Origin of the sequence: Weissella cibaria KACC 11862 (assembly GCF_000193635.1) — a bacterium.
GTDB lineage: Bacteria > Bacillota > Bacilli > Lactobacillales > Lactobacillaceae > Weissella > Weissella cibaria.
In genome coordinates, this window is record NZ_AEKT01000032.1 from 13,714 (window position 1) to 37,213 (window position 23,500).

A 23,500-nucleotide genomic window follows, 5' to 3' on the forward strand; every position below is an offset into this window, starting at 1 on the left:
CTAGATTATACCAGCTTTTTGCTTATTATTTCACAATTCGCTAGATTGAGCAGCTTTCGCACTCATTCACCCCGAATTCTTCCATATCGTCTGTATACGTTCGTACATAATAAATTGACTTAACGCCCTTGTGGTACGCGTACATCCGTAAAATATTTAAGTCACGGGTGGTCATTTTATCCGTCCGGCCGTTTTTCCATTCATACAAACCAGCTGGGATTGTCGAACGCATAAACAGCGTCAAGGCCATCCCCTGATCAATGTGCTGTTGCGCCGTTGCATATACGTCAATGACTTTACGCATATCCAAATTGTAGGCTGATTCATAATATGGCAACGTGTCCGTGCCAAGATATGGCGCTGGGTAATAAATCTTACCAATCTTCTTTTCTTGACGCTCTTCAATCTTGTTAATGATTGGGTGCAAAGATGCCGTTGAGTCATTCACGTATGAAATTGATCCCGTTGGTGCAATTGCCAACCGGTAAGCATTATACAGACCGTGCTTTTGCACAGATTCTTTTAGCATTGCCCAGTCATGCTTAGTTGGGAAGTGATGTTGTTCAAAAATTTCCTGAACCTTTGCCGTCTTTGGTGACCAGTCAGCCATCAAATACTTGTTAAAGTATGAACCATCCGCATAGGCAGACTTTTCAAATTCATAAAATGACTCGCCACGTTCCTTAGCAATCTTATTTGACGCCAACAAAGTATAGTAGTTCAGCATCAAGAAATACACGTTCGTAAAGTCCAATGCTTCTTCATCACCATAATACATGTGGTTTTTCGCAAAGAAAGCGTGCAAGCCCATGGCACCAAGTCCAACCGCGTGCAATTCACGATTACCATTTTGTACAGATGGCACAATATCCAAATCTGAATTATCAGATACGAACGTCAAGGCACGCATCATCGTTTCAACAGAACGGGCAAAGTCGGTTGTCGCCATCATATTCACGATGTTGGTTGATCCTAAGTTACAAGAAACATCTGATCCCATCGTGACGTATTGTTGCTCATTATCAATCTCAGAAGCTTTTTGAACCTGCAAAATTTCTGAACACAAATTCGACGAAATCACTTTGCCGTGGATTGGATTGGCAGCATTGACCGTGTCAATGTTAATCACATATGGATAGCCTGACTCTTGTTGCATCTTAGAAATTTCATTTTCCAAGTCTCGCGCTCGAATCTTATACTTTTTAATCTTAGGGTTTGCAACCATGTTGTCGTATTCAGCCGTAATATCAATGTAGTTAAATGGCTCACCATATTCACGTTCAACATCATAAGGTGAGAACAAAAACATATCCGCATTTGAGCGAATCAAGTCATAGAACTTATCTGGAACCGTCACCCCAAGCGACAACGTCTTCACGCGAACTTTCTCATCAGCGTTTTCTTTTTTAGTTGCCAAGAAACTCATGATATCCGGGTGGAAGACAGATAGGTAAGTCACCCCTGCGCCGTTACGTTGTCCCATCTGGTTTGAGTAAGAGAAAGAATCTTCCAACAACTTCATGACTGGTACAACCCCTGAAGCAGCATTACTAATGCCCTTAATTGGTGCACCAGCTTCACGCAAATTTGAAAGGTTGATTCCGACCCCACCACCAATTTTTGACAGTTGCAGGGCTGAATTAATCACACGACCAATGGCATTCATATCATCCGTTGTTTGTAGGATAAAACATGATACCAATTCACCACGTCGTGAACGACCGGCATTCAAAAATGATGGTGTTGCCGGTTGGTATCGTTGATGAACCATCTCATCAGCCAAATTCATGGCCAATTCTTCATTACCGGCACCGTAGAACAACGCGTTCATCGCAATACGATCAATATAGTTTTCAACGTAATACTCACTATCGTTGGTCTTCACTGCATACTGTGCGTAAAACTTATACGCGGCCATGAATGACTTGAATTGGAAATCTTGTGCCTTTAAATAGTCATACAAGCGCGTTATGAAATTGAAACTGTATTGTTGCAACATTTTTTGATCAACAAAATCATGTGCAATTAAATAATCAAAGCGATCACGTAAACTGTCAAACTGTAACGTGTTTGGCACGACGTTTTCACGAATAAACGCGTCTAGTGCTTCCTTGTCTTTTCCAAGTTGGATACTGTTATCCTTTGGAATGTTTAATTCATTGTTCAGATCAAAGTATGATACTTTGTCTAAATCGAGCGTTCCTAGTGACATAAATTATTCCCCCTGTGCTACCGAACGTAAAGCGGAACCCGTTATGGCTGCACCGACGTTTGAGTAGCATGTGTGTACGACTAATGAAGCAGCTGTTTAAATTGCCTTGGCAACTTCCGCCAACAAATCAGGACGGAAGCCTTTGATTGGTTCAGCTGTATTTGAGAACACAACTGGCACGGCTTGGTAACCTTGATCCTTCAAGAAAGCCATGGCTGCTGGGTCTTCCTCAACATTCTTCTCAACATAACTGACTCCGTATTGAGATAGCGTCTTCTTCGTCATCATGCATTGAATACAGTTATTCTTCGTATATACAGTAACGTTTTGCATATCATTCACCTTTATCTTTCGCTTTTTTAATTCGTGACATTAGTTAATATCTGCTTTTGAGTATAGCGACGAACCTAACAGAATGCAAGGGACTGATATCGAACAAAAAAGGGCTTGACAACGGCATTTACCGCCGTATTAGGCTTCGCCGTGAATGTTACAAAAATATTATAAAATAACTTTCCGTTATGTGAAAAATTTGCAAAAACAGGTTGAATCAACTACTGTATAGGAATAGTATTAGAAAAAACATATATGAGGAATACATCATGAAAGTTCGTCTTTTATATACGTCAATTTCCGGCAATACCCGGTCTTTCGTCAATCATCTCGTGACATACGCCACGGAACACGATGATTTGACGTTTGAAGCCGTCGAGATTTCTGACGCCAGTTTCGATCAAGATGAAACGGCACCATTTTTTGCATTTGTACCAACTTACCTCGATGGTGGTAACGGCATCGATAACGGCGTAAAAGAAATTATGACCAATGCCTTGGCTGATCAAATTTCATATGGTGATAATCGCCAGCATTTATTAGGAATCGTCGGCTCTGGTAATAAAAATTTCAACGCCCAGTACATCTTAACTGCCCGTCGGTACGCCGTAGCCTTTCAAGCACCCGTGATTGCAAGTTACGAACTGCGCGGGACGCCACGCGATGTTGAGACAGTCTATGCTGCTATTTCACAACGCCTACTTGAGGCGGGCTACCAATAACGCGTATAATAATTACCATGTATTTTGACTAGAAAGGTCGTGTCAAACATGGCAACGCACGCAAAGTCGTCAAAAGTCTCCCTGACCAAGGAACGACGACAAGAAACTTGGCATAATTTAACGTCAGAGCAGCAAGCAGTGTTGAAACAGCACATTCGTTATCAGCACACTTCGCTTTTTGTTGATCAAAATTTAATTGGGCACGGTAGCACCTGGCAGTTTGTCGCCTATAACTACAACGATAATTATGATGCGAATACTGGTCCACAACTCTATTGTGACTGCGGTCGACGCTTGAAGCACCAGTACGTCCTTCAAAATCAAGACGGTACACTTATTAAACTTGGCATCACACATTTTGCGGATCACATTGGCATTCCTGAAGCCGTCATGCGCCAGTTGCAAACCAAAATCCACCACTTGGATTTTGGTTTGGATGAGTTGCTCCAACGCATCCGGCGTCATGCTGGATTAAACAGTGAGATGCGCCAATGGTTCATTGATAACCACACTGCCTACCCAGATTTGCCGGTTGATGCCATTGATTTTGTGGCACATTCCCTGCCACTGGAAAAGGATGTCCAGGCTGAAATCGTCCGGCAGTATAAAAAAGCAACCTATACGCCCAAGCCACGACAGCCACGACGCAAAAAGCCGAAGCTCAACAAAGCCGCCTGGCAAGAATTATTCCGTGACATCTAACAAATTCGGAGAAATTTTATGACACGTTTAGTAAAACTTGCTGATGATGCCCTTGGCGAAGGCATCCTAATTGACGATGACCGACAGTTGGTCTCACAAATTTTAGTACCAAGCCGTTATCAAACTGATCACATCACGGACGTGACCATTATGGCCACTCCCACAGAGGTTTACAGTCTACAAATGCAATTGATCGCAAATCAAAAGTATTGGATGTGGCCCGTCACAGGAGCCGTGCTAACCTTTCCTGACGCCGCAAAAAGCCATCAAGTTAACTAAAAAAAGCGCTTAGCGAACAATGTGTTCGTTAAGCGCTTTTGTGTTATCGATTAATTATTATCTGGTTAAATCTTACCACCAACCGTTAGCTGCACGGAAGGCAATGGCGTTGTCAACTGAACCGTAACGTGACGTTGCGTAGTTCAACATACCTGAAGTTTGCTCAGAAACTGATCCGTAACCCCATGATTGGTTAGTTTGACCCAATCCGTGGTATTGACCGTTTGAGGCATCAACGTTACCACCTGATTCAGGCATAACAATAGCCGTCCACATAGCGTCAGTTCCACCAGCGGCAATAAATTGGTCATACGTTGAACCTGAAGCAGCAGCCGTAGTCGTTGTCGTGGCAACTGGTGTTGTGGCAACAGGCGCTGTGTAAGCTGTCGTATCTTCAGCTGACGTTGCTGCAACAACTGGTTCTGCTGAAGCAACAACCGTAGCTGGTACTGACGTTGCAACTGGCTCTGCTGAAGCAACAACTGCTTCCGTTGCAACTGGCGCTTGTGACGCAACAACTGGTGCGACGTAAGCTTGCGTTGCATCATATGAAGCATTAGAAGCAACTGCATCGATTTCCAATTGCTCACCAACATAAATCAAGTTAGCGTTAGCAATGGCATTGTTTGCGACCAATGTATCGATCGTTGTGCTGTGGTTTGCTGCAATTTGTGACAACGTGTCACCTGATTGTACCGTGTATGTGTCAGCTGATGCATCAGCAGTCAAAGCGAACGTAGCCATACCAGCAACAGCCAATGCAGTAATCATCTTCTTATTCATGGGGAATATTTCTCCTTCTTGGTTAAAACTCTATATCTATAAATGTACAAATGTGTTCGAACAGTCGCGGCCAAATTGCTCTGCGACTGTGACACGTGTACCTCTCAACAACAGATATTAGTTTACCAACCTGAGCGCGCGTACTGTTACAAATAAAAGTCGTTGCGTTACGTCTCTATCTCAAACGCCTGTTTTTAGGTCACTTTGATGCAACAGTGCACGAATTGTTAGTCGAAATCATTGTTCTAATCACTTTTCTACAAAAATGATTAACCAGTTAAAAAACTAGATAATTTATGTCCAAAGTGCGAATTTTACATGATTTTACCTTAACATTCGGTTTAATTGAACCTTTTGTGACGTTAATATTACAAAAGATAAGTTGCGTTTTATAGAATACCGTAACTTTTAGTTATCCCTTTTTCCTTGCAAATGCCCAAATATCAAGGTTTCTTTAAGTTCTGGATAAATAAAAACGCAATGGCGCCATCCTTAGCCATTGCGTTTTCTTGTTATTCAGCAAATAAAATTTCACGTTCAACCAGTTCATTCAAGTAGAAACGATAGAGTTCAATCATTTCAGCATTATCTTTGCGGTTGAAAATGTTCACCGTGGCTGCCCCGTTAGGATTAACCGTTTTAATTTTCACGCCTGATAAATCTTTATCAACGACAACCTTAAGCTTAATAGCCTTTGCTAATCCCTTAGCTGGTTCGAGTGAACGTTGCATCACGTACGCCCCTGCATTATTAGTGACAAATCCTGTATCACCAAGTGCGTATTTCTTTAATTGTGGGTTGAAGCGATATGTTACTGAATCGCCTACCACCTTAACTGTTGTTTCAAATGCCATTGTGACATCTCCCTTTACTAGTAACTTTCCCGACCAATTAAGCAGTCGCTTATGTGAATAATTTTACTAGTCTTCGGGCAACTTGGCTACCTCATCTTCATCTTCAGCCGGCTGGCCATCTGGGTAGTGCCAATCATGATCGTCCTCTTCGTGATGGTGATCATGATCGTGTTCATCGTGATGGTGGTGATCATGTTCATCCTCACCATACATCATTGAAGCTGGCCATTCTGGCTCATCATCCACATCAAGTAAGTCATTGGCATCAAGCCAAAGCTTCGCAGCTTGCATTTCAGGTTGTGACATCGTGTGTGACGTCTTAATCGCAAATGTCGACAATAGTGTGCCACCCTTGCGCAAATCTTCCGTCAGCATATCGAAATTGGTCTCTGAGATAATCGGATCAAACTCACCAAATGATGCAAAGACGCGCGTATCCGTCAAATCTTGAATCTCTTCCAATCGTTCAACAGACATCGCGTGGAAGAGCAACGCCGTCTTCCATGGGGTATCTTCACGGGCCATCATCGCGTGAGCGCCGATATTTGCCCCGTTTGAGAAGCCCATCATAATCATTGCTTCTTCATGAAGCTCATAACGCTTAGCCAGTTCATGAACCGCGTCAACTAACCAATCTGTTTCTGCGTGCAACGATTCAAGATTAAACTCTCCCTCCTCATAACGCTCAAAATAACGATTCATGCCATTTTCACTAACGCGGCCACGAATTGAAATCTTAGGGTTTTCGGGTGCCAAGAATTCAGCAATTTCAAGCAAGTCAGTTTCATCACCACCAGTTCCATGTAGTAACAAAATTGGCGCTAAATCAGGATCTCCTGACACATAGGCATGCCGAATGGTGTTTTTATACTTTTTCTTAGCCATTATTTTTTCTCCGTTCGAGTAAGTGTCTCTATTATATCTACTTTAACTAACTTTTAACAAGTAAAAGGCGACCTATTTTTCGTACTTTTAGTGTACCCAATTTGCAAAAAAGAAGCAGGAACCAAGTTTTAGCTTGCTTCCTGCTTCAAAATAATCATTAGTTTTCTGCGTTATCAGAAACGTTCTTCTTGAACACCTCTGGTGAAGGCAAATCATCGTTTGATGAGTTGAATGGAATCAATCCAGCTTCAATTTCATCACGCATGTTTTCCAAGAATGGTGGCAACTCCAAGTGGTGACCAGCCTCTTCGTACGTCTCGTCTTGCAAGAATCCTGGTCCGTTCGTAGCGATTTCGAACAAGATTCCTGGCGTTGGACGGAAGTACTCTGACTTGAAGTAGAAACGATCCACGAATCCAGAGTCTTGGAAGCCCAATTGACGCAAACGGTTGATCCAGAAGTTCAAAGCCGTTTCATCATCAACTGCCAAGGCAAAGTGGTGCGCATTTCCATAACCTTGCAAACCACGTGGCAACAAACGTACCAAACGCGTGTGTACTTGACCACCGAATCCGGCATTGTCAAACTCGTACAAAACATCGTCGCCGTCGCGGGCAACTTCCTTAGCGCCCAAAACAGACGTCAAAACCATGTGCATAGCGTTTTCATTGTTAATCGTCAACAATTGTGCACCCAAACCAAGTACAGCGTGTTGTGGATCAACTGATGAATATTGCCATGGCGTACCTTCAGCCCAAGTACCCGTGTTCTTTTCGTTTGACTCCAAAGCGTACAATTGTCCGTCGAAGTCCTCAAAGTCCAAGTACTTTACACCAAACTCTTCGTGAGTTTCTGCGTCGTGCTTAACACCGAATTCATCAAAACGCTTAATCCAGTAATCAAATGAAGCGTCTGAAGGAATACGGAACGCCGTACGCGTAATTTCATCCGTACCGTGGATGGCCTTATTGATACCTGGGAAGTCGAAGAACGTCAAAACCGTTCCAGCTGATCCCATATCATCAGTAAAGTACAAGTGGTACGTACGTACGTCATCTTGGTTAACGGTCTTCTTGATCAAGTGAAGACCCAAAACCCCTGAAAAGAAATCAAAAATCTTTGGTGAATCTGACGTAATCGTCGTCAAGTGGTGAATTCCACGGATAGTCATATTCGGATGCTCCTTCGTTTCATGTAATTCTCTTAATGAATGATATTAGAATAACAGAACTATTTTTGAAATGGAAATAAAAAGGTGTACTTTTTGTAAGTTAATGTGCTTAACAACTATTATAACCCGTTATGACACAACCTGTATGGTCGCAGGATTGTCATCATCCGAAAAAAGCAACGTTGCATCATCGTGCAACGTTGCTCTTTAGCCATTGTTATTGCTTGTTGAAGAAATCTATCAACACTTGTGCTGATTGCTTACCAGCATCGACGATAAATTCGTCAAACGTTGGGCCAGCCTCACCATTTGCATTATCTGAGATAGCGCGAACAACTGCAAATGGTACATCGAAGTAATGTGCCACTTGGGCAATTGACGCACCTTCCATCTCAGCAGATTGTGCATCAGCAAAGTTTGCCAAAATTGTTTGCTTTTGCTCTTCGCCAGAGATAAATGAATCACTCGTCACAATCAAGCCACGAACCAAACGGGCATCTGTCACATCACCGTACACAGCTGCCAAGCCTGCTGATAAGTCTGCATCCGTCACGAAGCGTGCTGGTTGTTGTGGTACTTGCCCGTAAACATACCCAAATGCACGGGCATCTGCGTCGGCGTAGGCCAATTCTGATGCGACCACAACATCCCCGATGCGTAAGTCAGCCCCCAATGCGCCAGCTGATCCAGAATTAATCACGGCATCAACCGCAAAGTTTGTGATTAACAAAGTTGTCGTCAATGCTGACGCGACCTTCCCAATTCCTGACTCAACCACAACAACATCAACGTTGCCAATCTTACCATGGTGAAAAAGTTTGCCGGCAATTGTCGTCTGCTTTTCGTCCGTCATTGCTGCTACCAAGGCTGCTTTTTCTTCAGCCATGGCATTAATAATTCCATAACGCATATTTGTTAAACTCTCACTTTCAAAATCACTCTACTACAACAAAAATAATATTAAATAAGTCACAATGATTAACACCACTAACACAATAATCGCGAGATTAAGTCGATGCTTTAACCGGGCAGATTTCCCAACCGGCGTCAATTCATGCGTTATCGGGTCGAGTTCATAACGGCCCTTACCCGATAACCGATACTCTCGCCGCGTTAAATGATCGTTTACTTGCTCAGGTTGCGACTGTAACGGTACGCTCCCTAGCCCATCGTCATTGCCATCGGTCGTATAATCAGCTGGACCTTGAGGGGTCTTTTCCTTCCGCCAAAACATATTACTTACCTGCCAAACGAAGCGTCTTCCAGTACAAATAAGCCATTGCGGTCTTACCGTCATCAAGTTCGCCTGCTTCAAACAAACGTGTTGCCTCAGCAAAGTCAACAGTCACTAAATCGATTTGCTCATCGTCATCTTGTGGCAGTTCGGTTCCGACTGGCACCAAATCAGTCGCTAAATACAGCGTCATGAATTCATCCGCGAACCCAATCGACGTATAAAAACCGGCGATTTTTTCGACGTGGCCCGCTTGTAACCGCGTTTCTTCATTTAACTCACGATTAACCGTATCTAACGGATCCGTATCACGGTCATCCATTTTACCGGCTGGTATCTCCAGTGTCACTTTTTTGACAGGCGCACGCCATTGACGTTCCAGAATCATTTCATCATCGGCGGTCAAAGCTAATACACCAATTGCGTCGGCATGATAAACAACATCACGCTTAGCTTGGCGACCGTCTGGCAAAACAACCGTCTGCTCGGTTACCCGAACGATATGACCGTCATATTGTTCCTCTTCAGAAATAACGCGCTCACGAAACTTATCGTCATATTGTGATGCCATGTTATGCCTCCCCAGTCACTTTAACCTCAACAGCCGCTGCTTGTGGACCACGAACGCCCTGTACGACAACTAGCTTGACCGGTTCACCAACTTCTAAATCACGAACACGAGGTGTCTCGATTGCTGAAAAGTGGACGAAGACATCCTCTTCACCCTTCAATTCAATAAAACCAAAGCCATTATCAGCATTCCAGGTCTTAACGTAACCTTCAATTTTTTCCATAATTATTATCTCTTTCTATTTCGTCACAACAAAAGCAAAGATTGCCATTGCAATCATTACTACAAAGCTGCCCAGACCAACAACGCGCCACCACATAATCCAGAATTTGCGCGTCTCAAACGTTTCGCGCACAAAACCTTGATACAGAGCGATGCCAATGCCCCAGAGGACAAACATCAATAAAATTGGCGCTAAAATTGATTGATGCCAAATTTGAAACGTCATCGATTCGATACTCCACCACGTTACAAATGTTGCTAAATCAATTGCCCGCAAATGTTTCGGCCAGCTATACAGGAAGACCGTGCGTTGACCAATCCACAGGAGACCCCAAATAACAAAAGCCAGGGCGACCGTAATGGGCCAGTTAAAAACTGTCAGCATGGTTGTCCTCCTACACTAATTTTAACAACTGTCTAACAGTCGTTCTACTTGTCTATTCTATCATATCGGCAAATGGTACAATAGAATTAATCAACAATCAAAAGGAAATCCATATGGCTAAGAAAAAAGAAAAGTCAACGATGCAAAAGATTATTCAAGGCTTCGTTATTTTTATGTTATTACTCTCATTGGCGGGTGTGTTCATCACGCTGTTCCAAGTTATGATGGGTTAAAAAAACTACCTTTACGACATAAACGTAAAGGTAGTTTTTTTATTTGATAATGTTAATCGTCAAACTGCCAGACACCGGCCACGTGTAATTGATTAAACAGCAATGTCACTGAAGGTCCACAAGCTAAGACGTACCCTGCTTTTCCAGTTGTATCAGGAAAACGGTAAAAATAAATCTGCCAATTAGCTTGAATTTCCCAATGACGCATCAATGCCGGCACTTGTTCAGTTGTAAACGGCATATAGATTGCTGCCTGATTAATTAAAATGTCTGAAAGTGCTTGTCCCGTAATAGCCCGCACATGTTGCTCAGCAACGGAAACATTGGTCGTTGCTGTATAAACGGCAGCGGTTTCTTGCACACCTGCTGCAATATCACGAATATAAAGGTTACCCGTACTACTGTAGAAGAATGCCACGTTATAAGCACCAATGTACTGCAAAGCTTCACCGACTTGCTCTGTCACACCCAACATAACCGTCATCAAATCATCGGCGATGTCGCCAATAGTCCACGCGCGCCGCATGTGATCCGTCGCAACCGCAGTTTGACGTAGCGGGTAAATTTTAATGTCCCCTGTGACGCCACGGACTGCCGTCATGGCAAATTCTTGGACATCATCGAGCCACGTCTCAACAATCAACGTGCCACCATCAATCATCGGGGCAACCAGCCCTAAATCCCAATCGCCTCGCAGAATAACGGTATCGTCGTGATGCTTGTGTTTAAAAATAGGTTTGACCACCACTGGGTAACCAAGGTCTGCGGCTGCATGTGCAACCTCGTCCAATGAACTCACTATTTCATACGGCAAAATATTCAATGACTGGCTTTCGGCAAAAGCCCGTCCCAGAGCATGATCATCAGTCAGTTGTAATAAATCCGTTCCCTGTGGCAACCGTGATTCAGTCAATGCATCGATAACTTTGGCTGGTAACCAGGATGACGTATAAGTCACCATTGATGATAGTGCCAAAAAATTTTGCAGCGCTGTTAAATCACCGGCTGTTTCAACGAAACGATAATCTGCTTCAGATAACACTGGCGCCTCAGGGTTCGTGCTATATGCCGCCACATTATAACCCATATTATGGGCCACTTGGGCGACATACTGGCTCATCATATCGTCACCTAAAATACCAATTGTTGATCCTGGTAAAAATTCAAGACTCATACTTTTTCTCACTTCGTTTCGTAACTCTAATTAACATCATATTGATTTAAATGATACGTTTCAATCATTTGCACGATTTTTGTCGCATAACCTGGATCGGTCGCATAACCGCCGCTGACTAATCCCTGCGCTGCTGCTTTATAATCGGCTGCATAAATCACAGCCGCATAACGCTGGGCATTATCCGTCGTCCCATGGGCCAAGAGGTACGCGTGGTCATCCATCGACGCACGCCAATCTTGATACGTTCTGAAACTCGCATTAATGGTCACCCATTCGTCATTGACATATTCTTTAGTAGCCAGCGTCACGCTTGGCATACCAGGTGAAGCCTTCACCCCAAAGAAATTATTATACTTTGCAGCAAGTTCCGATCGTCCCCAATCCGATTCTAAGGCAGCTTGCGCAATACTAATTGACGCACGCACGCCATACTCCGTCTGCAAATTTTGAGCTTCTGGGGCAATACGGGCAATGAATTGTTCCCGGGTTAATTGATTTAACGGTAAATCAGCCGTCGGCGTCTGCGCGGCAGCTTCATGATGTTGCATATCCGTTTGCCAAACAGCCACACCTAGAATAAGGACAACTAGTACAATCACACGTGGCCATTGCAGTCGCCCTTTTTTAACGAAAAAATGTGACAACTGAAAATTGCGTTTTGGCCGTCGTGGCTGACGCTTTTTTCTTTTTGCCATCACATTTTCCTCCTATTCTAACATTAAATCGCCATGATCCAGAGCTAGTAGACGCTGGAAACGATGCTCAGTTGCCATCAACTTAGCTGGCGTACCCGCCATCGCAATTTGCTGGTTCTCTATAAAAATAACCTTATCAACGAGCTCGATTCCGGTCAAGTGGTGGGTAACCCAAATCACAGTTTTGTCATGCAACGTTTTAAAAATCGTCTCCAATACCGCTAGTTCCGTAATTGGATCTAACGCAACTGTTGGTTCATCTAAAATGACAATCGGTGTATCTTGCAACAAGATACGGGCCAATGCGAATCGTTGTCGTTCACCACCGGAAAAACGACTTCCCATCTCACTCATTGGTGTTGCTAGGCCGTCAGGTAATTGTACCACGAGTTCTTTTAGATTAACCTGTTCTAACACGTCCCACAACTCTTCATCAGTCGCGTCAAGTTTTCCCAAACGCAAATTATTGGCGACCGTACTAGCGAATAAGTACGGTTGCTGATCCAAGACCGCAATTAACGTCGCACGTTGGCTACTTAAATCAGCCACGGCCGTACCACCAATGGTAACCGTACCAGCCAATGGCATTTCGTCACCAAGTAATAGTTTCAAAAGGGTTGTCTTTCCTGCGCCGGATTGACCAAGAATTGCAATTTTTTGACCATCTGGAATCGTCAGAGACAGGTCCTGCAGCACTGGCGTTTGATCATAACCAAACGTCACCTGATTGAGCACAATTGTCGGATTACTTGGCTGTGCAGCCTGCTGTGTCGTTTGCAACTGTGCTTCAGCTTGAGCCTGTTCGTCCATTTCATTTAACCGTGTAATCGAATTTTGATAACGTGGCCACTCACCTACCCCAGTGCTAATTGATGTCAATGCATCCTCAGCCGGGAAAATAGCTAGCACAAACGCTGCAATCCAATTAACACCAAAGCTGCTACCCCCAAAGTGACGAGTTGCAAAAACTAGCAAGACAATTGCCGTAAAGCCAATTATCATCGCACCACTAAAATCACGCCACCAATTAAAATGAGCCTGTTTAGACTTCAACTGATTAATGGCATTGAAGTCAGCTTGTTGTCGCTCAGCCAGTTCTGCTGTTCGGCCAGCTAAAATCCAATCTTGCAAGCCCATGACCGTATCAGTTAAGTCTGTATACAATTCAGCTTCTAGTTGTTGCTGTTTAAAATCACGTGCCCCGTTGACCGCTAGCGTAATCATTGGCGCTAAAATGGTTGTCATCCCCAAAATTAAGAAGATTGCCAAGGCAAATCCCCAATCAAATACGCCAACACCAATCGCAATTAGGATGTAGATAACTAATCCAATCACGGTTGGAAACAGCGTCCGCAAGTAAAAGTTTTCAATTTTAAACAGGTCATTTGCTAAAACATTCAAAACCTCACCCGTTTGCGTTTTCGCATAAACCGATTTTGTTCCCGTTTCAACTAACTCATATAACCGCCGACGAAAGGTCGACACAATTTTAAGTACCCAATTGTGCGACACGAGTCGCTCGGCGTAGCGGAATGATGGTCGTCCAATTCCGAATGCACGTGTCAACACGATTGGGACATAGACCATCAAAATATTTTCAGGAATCTGTGCCGAACGTGAAATCAGGAACCCTGAGGTAAACATCAAAGCTGCCCCAGAGAACGTTGTCATAAATCCTAAGAAAATAATCAAGGCTAATAATTTTTTATATGACCTGAGGTATGGAAATACCCAGGTGTCTCGTTTGATCAGTAATATCATTTTACGCATGTGTCGTTCCTCGCATCGCTGCTTGTAAGGTCACGAAGTAGCCGTTATTCGCAATTAAGTCAGCCAGCGTTCCTTGTTCAGCTATTTGACCATCTCGCATCACAATAATCCAATCCATTTGGCGCAACCAGTGTAATCGGTGCGTGGCAAAAATAACTAATCGATTGTCGAAAACCGGTAACATCGTCTCTTTCAATAGCGCTTCAGTTTCAATGTCCAAGTGCGCAGTCGGTTCATCTAGCAGAAGAACGCGACGCTCTTCATCGAGCATAATCCGGGCTAACCCAATTCGTTGTGCTTGACCACCGGACGTTTGCATTGCCCCTTCACCAATTAACGTATCCAGGCCATCAGGTAGACTAGCAAACCAATCGGCAAGTCCCACTTGTTGTAACACTGCAATCAGATCTTCATCACGCTGATTGGGTGCATAAAATGCCAGGTTAGCTCGTAGTGTGTCATGAAAAATATACGGATGTTGCGGCAACACCTGAATTTGCTCTTGCCATTGTCGCTGCTGCAGGTGTGGCAATGCTTGTTCATTAATCTTTACATCACCATCGCCAACTAGGAATCCACCTAACAGATTAAGCAAAGTCGATTTTCCGGAACCAGAAGTACCAACTAAGGCCACCTTGGCATGACCGGTCAAGGTTAAGTTAATCTGCTGAAGTGCTGGTCGATCAGCATTAGGATAGCTAAATGATACCTGTTCTAAAGTCAACGTATCCGTTGCTTGCCAACGTTGACTCCGTCGCACATATCGATTCGTTTCTGGCGCAACCGGTTGTTCTAACAAAGTCATGATATCTGCTAAAGCGTTCTTACCATTTAGCGTGGCGTGATAATCATTAGCAAAATTTCGGATTGGCAAGAAATATTCGGGCGCCAAAACTAAAATCGTTAAGGCCGGCAACAAGTGTGTTGCCCCATCCATTAAACCTAACCCCAAGAACAAGGCAACAACCGCAATTGATAATGTTGTAAAAAAGTCCAACGCAAACGTTGATAAGATAGCAATTTTAAGCGTACTCATCGTGGCTTTACGATGGTCTTCCGAAACATCGTAAATATTTTGCGCATATTGCTTGGCTAACCCCAATTGTTTCAACGTTGTTAGGCCACGGAGTGAATCAACGAAATGATTTGATAACCGGTTAAATGTTTCATACTCTCGGTCAGCCTTAGCTTGGGCCGCCAATCCCAGCACAATCATGAAAATCACAATCACTGGATAAATGACAAATAAAAATACCGCCTGTTTGAAATTAATCGTCGCAATATACAGCAAAATGAGCCACGGGGTGATGCTCATATCAAATAATTTCACCAACACCAAGGTTAAATAATCATGGACTTGGTCGATACCTTCAACTGCTAACGTCACTGACTTACCAGTCCCTTGATTTGCCACCGTTCGTGGACCTAAAGCCGCATACTTCTGTGTTAACTGAGTCTGCAAACTAGCCGTCGTTTTATCGGCAAATGGGGCCAACGCGTATTGCTTAGCGACCCCCATCACTTGTCGTAACAAATAAGCCAACATAAACCAAACAAGCACCATGCCAATTGATGTTAATTGATGGCCACCCCACAAATCAGTGATGGCGACACTTAGAAACCGCCCTTGACCAATAATGGCAATCGCCTGAATCAACGTTAGTAGTGATAACACGCCGAGCGCTTGCCGGGCACCCGGAAATTTAAACAATCGTTTATCTAACATGACAAACTCTCCATTTTCTCGATATGTACAAAGGGGACCAAGTTAACCTTGATCCCCTTCCATGTCCGTACGTGACGGGCATTATTACTTCTTAACAACAATGCGTTGACGGAAGATGTAGAAACTCCAAATTTGGTATGCCAAGACAATTGGCAAAGCCGTCAACGAAATAATTGTCATCCACTTCAGTGTGTACGCTGATGATGTTGCATTCTTCAACAGCAATGACATGCTTGGTACATCCCCAACAATCACACGTGGGAACAAACCGGTAAATAGTAGTAGCACGACTGCAATGATGGCCAATCCCAACGTGATAAATGACCAAACATTACGCCGCTTCAAACCAGTCAACCACGCAATGACTGTCAGCAAGACAATCACGGCTAGAAACGCTACCGTAATCAACGGCTTCTTAGCAAAGAAGTCAGTAAACAAGAACAAGCCTGCCGCAAAAGCAACTTCACCAACCAACAAAACTGGATACAACACCTTGATTTGTGTTTGAACCCGGTCATGTAGGACGCCCGTCTCTACCTTCAAACGTAGGTAATTCAAACCGTGGACATATGACAACAACGCCACTGCAACACCCCCAATAATTGAGAAGACGTTGAAGTAGTCAAAGAACGTTGCTGACATGTCACCGGCTTTGTCCAATGGCATGCCTTGCACAACATCTGCGAACAACACCCCAAATAGGAACGGTACAAAGAACGACGTGACCGCCGAGATGGTTGTCCACAGATTACGATACTTGGCTGTCTTCATTTGCTCACGAAACTCAAATGAAACACCACGATAGATTAACCCTAACAAAATCGCAAATAAAATTAAGTAGAAACCTGAAAATAGTGATGCATACCAAAATGGCATCGCTGCGAACATGGCACCACCAGCAGTAATCAACCATACTTCATTACCATCCCAGTGAGGACCGATCGATGCAATCAAGGCATCTTCTTCATGTTCTGTTTTCGCAACACCTTTCAGTGCCATCCCAATTCCGAAATCAAATCCCTCTAGAAAGAAAAATCCAGCAAACAGAACGGCAATCAAAACAAACCATAAAATTTGAAAATCTGTCATGCTTAAGCCTCCTTGCCAGCTTCAAATGCTTTTGCGGAGAACGGATCAACCAATTCTTCGGCCACACGTTCTTCAGAATCAGGTCCGGCAATCATCACGCGTCGTGACAACATCACCATCAAACCACCCAAAACAGCAAACGTTAGGAAGTACAAAATATTTGATGTTAGTAGAGAAGCAAATGACACATTTGGTGATACGGCATCAGCAATTGTCAAAACACCGTAAACAACCCACGGTGCACGCCCTAATTCTGTAACCAGCCAACCAGCCGTAATGGCAACGAATGGCAAGTACATTGCGAGTCCGAAAATCCACAATGCCCACTTGTATTTCGTAATATCAAGCTTAGACTTCTTACGAACAGCCCATAAAGCAACGACTGATAAGAGGCCGAAAGCCCCCGCCGACATGGCCATAATACGGAACGCATAATAAATCGTATTGTTTGGTAGGTAGTAGTTCATATCCTTACCAAACTTAAGATCATACTTTTCGTGTAATTCTTTATTAATTTCTGTCCAACCTTGGCTTCCACCAACAAGCGAGTGGTGCGCCAAAATTGACAACACGTATGGCACGTCCAATGACCATTCAACTTCGTGAGTCTTTGGATTCGTGTAAGCAACGACCGACCATGGTGCCGATTCGTTCTTACCACCAACGTTTTTATCAAGTCCCTCAGTTGCAGCGAACTTCATTGGTTGGTCATCTTGCAAGTACAATGAGTGACGATCACCCGTCAAACCAATTCCCGCTGTTCCAACCAATGCCACAATTGCTGCAATCTTAATTGACTTCTTAAAGAAATCTAGCTCATGTGTTGGCTTACGTAGCAGCGACCAAGCTGATACACCCATCACAACAAATGATCCTGCCAAGAACGTCCCAAAGATAACGTGTGGGAATTCTAGCCACAATTGGTGATTCTGTAGCAATGCTGGAAAATCAACCAAAACGGCGCGGTCAAACTTATGATCCACCTTGAAGCCGATTGGGTTCTGCATAAATGAGTTAGCTGCCAAAATCCACAAAGAAGAAAAGGCTGACCCAATCGTGGTAATCCAGATAAAGGCCAAGTGAAGACCTTTATTGAAACGCTCCCAACCGAACATCCACAAACCCAAGAAAGTCGATTCCATAAAGAACGCTACCAAGGCTTCAACAGCCAAAGCTGGTCCAAAGATGTCCCCGACATAACGTGAATATCGTGACCAGTTCATCCCAAATTGGAATTCTTGAACGATACCTGTAACAACACCAACAGCGAAACTAAGTAAGAAAATCTTACCCCAGAACTTCGTCATGCGTTTGTATTGCTCATCTTTTTTGATGACATACATCGTCTCCATAATTGCAACAACCAAACCTAGTCCGATTGACAGCGGTACGAAGAAGAAGTGAAATACAGTTGTCATGGCAAATTGCACACGTGCCAAGTCTAAAATAGACAGGCCCATTGTCAAATCCATACTGTTTGCCTCCTATAAAATATTAAATTATCCCTAAACAATGAATAAATGCTTACATAGTTCTAATTGTACAGAGTATGTCCTATTTTTGCCACTTTATTTATGTCACTTTAGAATTTATTCATACAAATCACCCTTTCCGGACATTTGTCGCTAAAAAAATCCCAGCTTCACTAATGAAACTGGGATCTACACCGCAACTATTGGTCTAAGACCAAGTCGCCCTTATCTGAAAAATATGAATTATTCTGCTCGACGCAACACCGTCAAAACAGGTACGCCAATTAATGGCACCAAAATAGCTGACACAATAATTTCAAAAATACCATTGAAACCAGCAACTCCGACAATCAACCAACCAAGCAAGCCGGTTTGTGGGATGCCGGTAAAGGTCGTGTGCATCACGGTAAAGCCAATCCACGTGAAACCAAGTACAAAGAACGTGTTAATAAAGGCAGACAATGCACCAAGACCAACAAGCCAAATTGTTTGTTGCCCCAGTGAACGGTTCCTTACAAAACGCCAATAGAGATAACCAATAACCAACCCCACCAGAATACGTGGCACAAGCGCCGTAATTGGGTTGCGGAAGATCAGTCCACCAATTACAGGTGCGTGTGTCCAAGCATCCCATAGTGCGTATGCTCCCCAAACAAAACCAAGCAACGCACCACGCGCTGGTCCAAGGATAAGTGCACCAATAGCGACCGTCACACTAATAATTTGCACCGCCGCACCCACGGCAAAAGCACCAAGTGGCAAATAACCCAACCATGGAATAATTGATTGTACCAAAATAATTGCAATGAATAGCGCCGTCAATACCATTTGACGAGTCTTCAAGCGTGTATTTGTCATTTCCAATAACCTCTAAATTTATTAATGCGGTTATTATAGCAGGCTATCTGTGCTGACAGTGGAGAAAAGGGAATACACTATTAATAGACGAACTCCTATAAATGACATACACTAATCGTAAGCAACCCAAATCAAGGAGGAATTTATTATGTCACGCTTACTCTTAGAAGTTACAAAATTACAACCGCAAGACATCGTCGTCTTACATGACCTCGATATTACTGTTGTGACACCTGACACAGTCACTGCAGCTGATATCAGCGAAATTGAAATTAGTTACGGCTGGTCAACAGAAATCGGTAAAAAAATACTTGCTGATCCAACTAGCAAACTTCGGTGGGTTCAAACCATGTCGGCTGGTGTCGATTACATGCCTTTAGCAGAGCTTGCAGACCGACAGGTGATGTTAACGAACGCCAGTGGTTTGAAGTCTGTCCCAATTGCCCAATCTGTCATCAGTTATATGCTACATTTCGCCCGGGGGTTAAATGTTTATCAAACCCAAACCCACTGGCAAGAATTCACTGATCAATATACGATTAGCGAGTTACCTACCGTTATCTTTGGAACTGGCAACATTGGACGCCAAATCGCCCACTATCTGAAGGCGCTTGGTGGACGTGTGTATGGCGTCAACACCTCTGGTCACCCAGTTGACGGCTTTGATGACGTTGTCGCAATCGACAATCTCGGTGCACTACCTGATGATATTGCTGTCGTTGTTGACGTCTTGCCTGGTACCGACACAACGGTTAACTTTTTCAACGCTGAACGGTTTGCAACCCTTGGTGATTTGTATTTGTTCATTAATGTTGGTCGTGGCACGACAGTCAACCAAGCTGATTTAATCACGTCCTTGCAAGCAGGGACTATCCGTCAGGCAGCATTAGATGTTACGTTGCCTGAACCATTACCTGATGATTCACCATTGTGGCAACAACCCAACCTACTATTAACACAACATACAACTTGGGCAGAAAATTCTAGTGCAGGACGCGCTGGCAACCTGTTCCCCTTATTTATGAAGAACTTACCAAGTTACTTAGCAAACGAGCCACTATCAGTCAATGTCGTGGATTTAACACGCGGTTACTAATACTAAAACCCCCAGCAAAATTTTTGCCGGGGGTTTTTGGTATTCATTAATAGCTATACCTCTTCAGGCATAACTGGGGCCAAATATTGCTTCACATCGTCTTGCAATTTGGCATCCTTAGAAAATTCAGCAGCTGCATATACTAGCATCTTAGCGTTCGTTGACTCTTCTTCTAATGATAAAGCATCCGCACAACGCGACCGCAACATTTGTAGCTCTACCATTTCATGATAGTCTGTCACTTCAGGTGCGGGTAGAATACCAATCGCTTCCGTAACCCGTTCCATCGCTCGTTGCGGATCTTCAACAGCCAAATACATCTCTGCTCGATGACGGTTCGTATGCGCAATGACACGTGCCATACTGAGTTGCACATCCCGTGGTAATCGATGGATAATACCGCGAGCCCGTTCGAAACATTCCGACGCGTTAATGTGTTCACCCTGCGCTAGCCAAGTCGCACCCATCTCCGTGAAAATTTCGACCGTCAACTCATACTGATGCTTTTCGACATCTCCTAAGGCTAACTGCAACAATTGCATAGCGTCCGCAATGCGATTTTCTGCTAATGCAACCCGGGCCGACAAGACATTGTATTCCGGATAGGCAAAGACTGGGATACGACTCATTAACCCCGGATTTTCAAGTGCTTCTGCTGCCTGCTCGATTTCGCGACGTTCAATCAATTGACGCACGACACTCAACGTCGTCAACATGCGATTATCCATGCGTGCGACGTCGGATACCGTTAGTTGTAGCCGATCACATAGCTTTTGTAAAACTGTGATATTCGATACCTCATCTAGTCGTTCAATCCGTGATAGTAACGACTGATGACAAATTCCTTCAGCAGCCTCTGCTTGAGAAATCCCCAATTGTTCACGTCGACGCTTTAGTGCACCACTTAATACCTTCATTACATAATCTCCCAATAATCCATAAGATATTCCTATCTTAACGGGGAGAATATCAACTTACAAGCGCACCCTGTTAACTGTTAACAGGCACGCTAATTAATTTCATAGGCAATTACGAAAGATATCATTGACCGCATATACTGTACATCAGCATTACCACCCAACCTTGCCACTATGACAAGGTCGCGACATTTATTTTGAATATGCAAAAACTTCATCTCATAACACAATATGGCTAATATGGTTGACCTGGCATGTGATCCTATCTCGGTGCATACTCCTAATCGATTAAAATAAAAAACGTGACTCTGTAGAATACAGAATCACGTTTATCAATATCGTTTGCAAATAAAAATGGTAGACAATCGCCTACCATTATCAGAGCGGAGACAGAGGGATTCGAACCCTCGCGCCAGTTTCCCGACCTACACCCTTAGCAGGGGCGCCTCTTCAGCCTCTTGAGTATGTCCCCATGTCAAAAGTTAAACCTTTTAACCAATGGGACTGAGAGGACTCGAACCTCCGACCTCACCCTTATCAGGGGTGCGCTCTAACCAGCTGAGCTACAGTCCCATAAAACAAAAAAGCGGACGACGGGAATCGAACCCGCATTCCCAGCTTGGAAGGCTGGAGCACTAGCCATTGTACTACATCCGCAAAACTATCTGTACCTTTTGTTTTAAGGTAATGGCGCGGGACGGAATCGAACCGCCGACACTACGAGCTTCAATCGTATGCTCTACCAACTGAGCTACCGAGCCATTATAACGGTCACAACGGGATTCGAACCCGTGATCTTTCGCGTGACAGGCGAACGTCCTAACCAACTAGACCATGCGACCAAACATTTCTGTTTATGCTGAACTATTTATTTTAGTTCAATTGCGGGAGCAGGATTTGAACCTACGACCTTCGGGTTATGGGCCCGACGAGCTACCAGACTGCTCCATCCCGCGATAATAATATAAGTGACATCTACGATGTCAAAGGAGAATGTGGGATTCGAACCCACGCGCCGCTTTCACGACCTGACGGTTTTCAAGACCGTTCCCTTCAGCCAGACTTGGGTAATTCTCCATAAGACGTTAAGGTCTAAAAATGGACCTTGTTGGACTCGAACCAACGACCGGACGGTTATGAGCCGTCTGCTCTAACCAACTGAGCTAAAGGTCCTTGTTATTTGAGTCAATCGCGGCGGGGGGAATCGAACCCTCGACCTCCCGGGTATGAACCGGACGCTCTAGCCAGCTGAGCTACACCGCGAACTATAACATATTCTGTTATAAATCGGGACGACAGGATTCGAACCTGCGACCCCCTGGTCCCAAACCAGGTGCTCTACCAAGCTGAGCTACGTCCCGAACTTATTCATTTGAAATTAGCAAACTACGTTCGCTAATGGACCTAGCAGGACTCGAACCTGCAATACCCGGTTCGTAGCCGGGGTGTTTATCCAATTAGCATATAAGTCCATAAATAAGTGCCGGCTACCGGGATCGAACCGGTACGATGTTTCCATCGCAGGATTTTAAGTCCTGTGCGTCTGCCTATTCCGCCAAGCCGGCAAAGCGAACAACGGGATTCGAACCCGCGACCTCTACCATGGCAAGGTAGCGTTCTACCAACTGAACTATATTCGCATGATGCCGACTAAAGGACTCGAACCTTCGACCCTCGCTTTACAAGAGCGATGCTCTACCAACTGAGCTAAGTCGGCGACATAATATAAATCACCGGTTGACGGAATATTTATTATTTGTGGGTCATTACCCAATGGGTCGTCAGGGGCTCGAACCCTGGACCCATGGATTAAAAGTCCACTGCTCTACCAACTGAGCTAACGACCCAATGGACGTTACAGGGATCGAACCTGTGACCCCCTGCTTGTAAGGCAGGTGCTCTCCCAGCTGAGCTAAACGTCCAATGCGCATCGCGACTTCCTATCCTCGCAGGAAGCGATCCTCCAACTACTTTCGGCGTTACTGAGCTTAACTTCTGTGTTCGGTATGGGAACAGGTGTGACCTCAGTGCCATCGTCACGACACGACTAATATTTAAATTAGCATTACGAGATTAATTATCTCAAAACTGAATCATAATGTCAATAGTTAATT

At 44.1% G+C, this 23,500-nt stretch carries 24 protein-coding genes, 16 tRNA genes and 1 rRNA gene; 5 read left to right on the forward strand and 36 right to left on the reverse strand.

Annotated features, from left to right (window positions below; translation table 11 throughout):
* Positions 1-40: 40 nt before the first annotated feature.
* Together nrdE and nrdH are read right to left on the reverse strand one after the other, a co-directional pair.
* Positions 41-2,212, reverse strand: a complete 2,172-nt coding sequence (gene nrdE, locus ESE_RS11545; RefSeq protein WP_010373358.1) for a class 1b ribonucleoside-diphosphate reductase subunit alpha — start codon at positions 2,210-2,212, stop codon at positions 41-43.
* 96 nt (positions 2,213-2,308) lie between these two features.
* Positions 2,309-2,545 carry a glutaredoxin-like protein NrdH gene (nrdH, locus tag ESE_RS0107100; protein ID WP_029237478.1) on the reverse strand — a complete coding sequence of 79 codons (237 nt, stop codon included), beginning with the start codon at positions 2,543-2,545 and terminating at the stop codon, positions 2,309-2,311.
* Between the two features lie 269 nt (positions 2,546-2,814).
* Here nrdH and ESE_RS0107105 point away from each other — a divergent pair, with 269 nt between their 5' ends.
* Genes ESE_RS0107105 through ESE_RS0107115 form a run of 3 tightly spaced genes read left to right on the forward strand, consistent with a single transcriptional unit; the run spans position 2,815 to position 4,248 of the window.
* A complete protein-coding gene (locus ESE_RS0107105) occupies positions 2,815-3,267 on the forward strand; it encodes a class Ib ribonucleoside-diphosphate reductase assembly flavoprotein NrdI (RefSeq protein WP_010373362.1) in 453 nt (150 codons plus the stop codon).
* 48 nt (positions 3,268-3,315) lie between these two features.
* On the forward strand, positions 3,316-3,969 hold the full coding sequence (locus tag ESE_RS0107110) for a hypothetical protein (protein ID WP_010373363.1): 654 nt from the start codon (positions 3,316-3,318) through the stop codon (positions 3,967-3,969).
* A gap of 18 nt (positions 3,970-3,987) precedes the next feature.
* Positions 3,988-4,248 carry a hypothetical protein gene (locus tag ESE_RS0107115; protein WP_010373365.1) on the forward strand — a complete coding sequence of 87 codons (261 nt, stop codon included), beginning with the start codon at positions 3,988-3,990 and terminating at the stop codon, positions 4,246-4,248.
* Positions 4,249-4,320: 72 nt separating this feature from the next.
* Here ESE_RS0107115 and ESE_RS0107120 read toward each other — a convergent pair whose 3' ends face one another.
* The 9 genes from ESE_RS0107120 to ESE_RS0107160 all read right to left on the reverse strand — a co-directional run bounded on the left by ESE_RS0107120 (position 4,321) and on the right by ESE_RS0107160 (position 10,353).
* Positions 4,321-5,031 (reverse strand): LysM peptidoglycan-binding domain-containing protein, encoded by a 711-nt coding sequence (locus ESE_RS0107120; protein WP_010373367.1) that lies wholly within the window; start codon positions 5,029-5,031, stop codon positions 4,321-4,323.
* A 512-nt stretch (positions 5,032-5,543) separates the two neighbouring features.
* Positions 5,544-5,885, reverse strand: coding sequence for a cysteine desulfurase (locus ESE_RS0107125; protein ID WP_010373371.1), 342 nt, complete (start codon positions 5,883-5,885; stop codon positions 5,544-5,546).
* A gap of 66 nt (positions 5,886-5,951) precedes the next feature.
* Entirely contained in the window at positions 5,952-6,770 is an 819-nt protein-coding gene (locus ESE_RS0107130) for an alpha/beta hydrolase (protein ID WP_010373372.1), read from the reverse strand.
* Between the two features lie 157 nt (positions 6,771-6,927).
* Entirely contained in the window at positions 6,928-7,941 is a 1,014-nt protein-coding gene (locus ESE_RS0107135) for a VOC family protein (protein ID WP_010373374.1), read from the reverse strand.
* Between the two features lie 217 nt (positions 7,942-8,158).
* Entirely contained in the window at positions 8,159-8,851 is a 693-nt protein-coding gene (locus ESE_RS0107140; protein ID WP_010373376.1) for a 5'-methylthioadenosine/adenosylhomocysteine nucleosidase, read from the reverse strand.
* 33 nt (positions 8,852-8,884) lie between these two features.
* Entirely contained in the window at positions 8,885-9,175 is a 291-nt protein-coding gene (locus ESE_RS11550; RefSeq protein WP_010373378.1) for a hypothetical protein, read from the reverse strand.
* Position 9,176: 1 nt separating this feature from the next.
* Complete coding sequence (locus tag ESE_RS0107150) at positions 9,177-9,746, reverse strand: NUDIX hydrolase (protein WP_010373380.1); 570 nt, start codon at positions 9,744-9,746, stop codon at positions 9,177-9,179.
* Between the two features lies 1 nt (position 9,747).
* Entirely contained in the window at positions 9,748-9,960 is a 213-nt protein-coding gene (locus ESE_RS0107155) for a cold-shock protein (RefSeq protein WP_343109541.1), read from the reverse strand.
* A gap of 24 nt (positions 9,961-9,984) precedes the next feature.
* Complete coding sequence (locus ESE_RS0107160; protein ID WP_010373384.1) at positions 9,985-10,353, reverse strand: DUF3397 family protein; 369 nt, start codon at positions 10,351-10,353, stop codon at positions 9,985-9,987.
* Between the two features lie 113 nt (positions 10,354-10,466).
* Between ESE_RS0107160 and ESE_RS12050 the strand changes: the two genes are divergently transcribed.
* Positions 10,467-10,586: a DUF4044 domain-containing protein gene (locus tag ESE_RS12050; RefSeq protein WP_010373386.1), complete on the forward strand. Its 120-nt coding sequence runs from the start codon at positions 10,467-10,469 to the stop codon at positions 10,584-10,586.
* Between the two features lie 52 nt (positions 10,587-10,638).
* On the opposite strand, the gene ESE_RS0107170 is transcribed toward ESE_RS12050, so the two are convergent.
* The 7 genes from ESE_RS0107170 to ESE_RS0107200 form a co-directional block, all read right to left on the reverse strand.
* Positions 10,639-11,760, reverse strand: coding sequence for an ATP-grasp domain-containing protein (locus ESE_RS0107170; protein ID WP_010373389.1), 1,122 nt, complete (start codon positions 11,758-11,760; stop codon positions 10,639-10,641).
* A gap of 26 nt (positions 11,761-11,786) precedes the next feature.
* On the reverse strand, positions 11,787-12,458 hold the full coding sequence (locus ESE_RS0107175; protein WP_010373391.1) for a glycoside hydrolase family 73 protein: 672 nt from the start codon (positions 12,456-12,458) through the stop codon (positions 11,787-11,789).
* A 12-nt stretch (positions 12,459-12,470) separates the two neighbouring features.
* Entirely contained in the window at positions 12,471-14,228 is a 1,758-nt protein-coding gene (gene cydC, locus ESE_RS0107180; RefSeq protein WP_029237479.1) for a thiol reductant ABC exporter subunit CydC, read from the reverse strand.
* Positions 14,221-15,954, reverse strand: coding sequence for a thiol reductant ABC exporter subunit CydD (cydD, locus tag ESE_RS0107185; protein ID WP_010373395.1), 1,734 nt, complete (start codon positions 15,952-15,954; stop codon positions 14,221-14,223). Before cydD ends, cydC begins: the two co-directional genes overlap by 8 nt.
* A gap of 84 nt (positions 15,955-16,038) precedes the next feature.
* Positions 16,039-17,043: a cytochrome d ubiquinol oxidase subunit II gene (gene cydB / locus ESE_RS0107190; RefSeq protein ID WP_010373397.1), complete on the reverse strand. Its 1,005-nt coding sequence runs from the start codon at positions 17,041-17,043 to the stop codon at positions 16,039-16,041.
* Positions 17,044-17,045: 2 nt separating this feature from the next.
* On the reverse strand, positions 17,046-18,515 hold the full coding sequence (locus tag ESE_RS0107195; RefSeq protein WP_010373398.1) for a cytochrome ubiquinol oxidase subunit I: 1,470 nt from the start codon (positions 18,513-18,515) through the stop codon (positions 17,046-17,048).
* 243 nt (positions 18,516-18,758) lie between these two features.
* Positions 18,759-19,373: an ECF transporter S component gene (locus tag ESE_RS0107200; protein ID WP_010373401.1), complete on the reverse strand. Its 615-nt coding sequence runs from the start codon at positions 19,371-19,373 to the stop codon at positions 18,759-18,761.
* A gap of 148 nt (positions 19,374-19,521) precedes the next feature.
* On the opposite strand from ESE_RS0107200, the gene ESE_RS0107205 reads away from it, so the two are divergent.
* Positions 19,522-20,469, forward strand: coding sequence for an NAD(P)-dependent oxidoreductase (locus ESE_RS0107205; protein ID WP_010373403.1), 948 nt, complete (start codon positions 19,522-19,524; stop codon positions 20,467-20,469).
* Positions 20,470-20,522: 53 nt separating this feature from the next.
* On the opposite strand, the gene ESE_RS0107210 is transcribed toward ESE_RS0107205, so the two are convergent.
* The 18 genes from ESE_RS0107210 to rrf all read right to left on the reverse strand — a co-directional run bounded on the left by ESE_RS0107210 (position 20,523) and on the right by rrf (position 23,430).
* Positions 20,523-21,386, reverse strand: a complete 864-nt coding sequence (locus ESE_RS0107210) for a helix-turn-helix domain-containing protein (RefSeq protein ID WP_010373405.1) — start codon at positions 21,384-21,386, stop codon at positions 20,523-20,525.
* A gap of 384 nt (positions 21,387-21,770) precedes the next feature.
* A tRNA-Ser gene (locus ESE_RS0107215) sits at positions 21,771-21,858 on the reverse strand.
* 27 nt (positions 21,859-21,885) lie between these two features.
* A tRNA-Ile gene (locus tag ESE_RS0107220) sits at positions 21,886-21,959 on the reverse strand.
* 12 nt (positions 21,960-21,971) lie between these two features.
* Positions 21,972-22,043, reverse strand: a tRNA-Gly gene (locus tag ESE_RS0107225).
* Between the two features lie 31 nt (positions 22,044-22,074).
* Positions 22,075-22,147 (reverse strand) — tRNA-Phe (locus ESE_RS0107230).
* A 7-nt stretch (positions 22,148-22,154) separates the two neighbouring features.
* Positions 22,155-22,228 (reverse strand) — tRNA-Asp (locus tag ESE_RS0107235).
* Between the two features lie 40 nt (positions 22,229-22,268).
* Positions 22,269-22,342, reverse strand: a tRNA-Met gene (locus ESE_RS0107240).
* Positions 22,343-22,373: 31 nt separating this feature from the next.
* Positions 22,374-22,463, reverse strand: a tRNA-Ser gene (locus ESE_RS0107245).
* 22 nt (positions 22,464-22,485) lie between these two features.
* Positions 22,486-22,559, reverse strand: a tRNA-Ile gene (locus ESE_RS0107250).
* 16 nt (positions 22,560-22,575) lie between these two features.
* A tRNA-Met gene (locus ESE_RS0107255) sits at positions 22,576-22,649 on the reverse strand.
* Between the two features lie 24 nt (positions 22,650-22,673).
* A tRNA-Pro gene (locus tag ESE_RS0107260) sits at positions 22,674-22,747 on the reverse strand.
* A 38-nt stretch (positions 22,748-22,785) separates the two neighbouring features.
* Positions 22,786-22,858 (reverse strand) — tRNA-Arg (locus ESE_RS0107265).
* A gap of 9 nt (positions 22,859-22,867) precedes the next feature.
* A tRNA-Leu gene (locus ESE_RS0107270) sits at positions 22,868-22,951 on the reverse strand.
* A 2-nt stretch (positions 22,952-22,953) separates the two neighbouring features.
* A tRNA-Gly gene (locus ESE_RS0107275) sits at positions 22,954-23,026 on the reverse strand.
* A gap of 4 nt (positions 23,027-23,030) precedes the next feature.
* Positions 23,031-23,103 (reverse strand) — tRNA-Thr (locus tag ESE_RS0107280).
* Between the two features lie 57 nt (positions 23,104-23,160).
* A tRNA-Lys gene (locus ESE_RS0107285) sits at positions 23,161-23,233 on the reverse strand.
* Between the two features lie 2 nt (positions 23,234-23,235).
* Positions 23,236-23,308, reverse strand: a tRNA-Val gene (locus ESE_RS0107290).
* A gap of 5 nt (positions 23,309-23,313) precedes the next feature.
* Positions 23,314-23,430, reverse strand: a 5S ribosomal RNA gene (gene rrf / locus ESE_RS0107295).
* Positions 23,431-23,500: the final 70 nt, after the last annotated feature.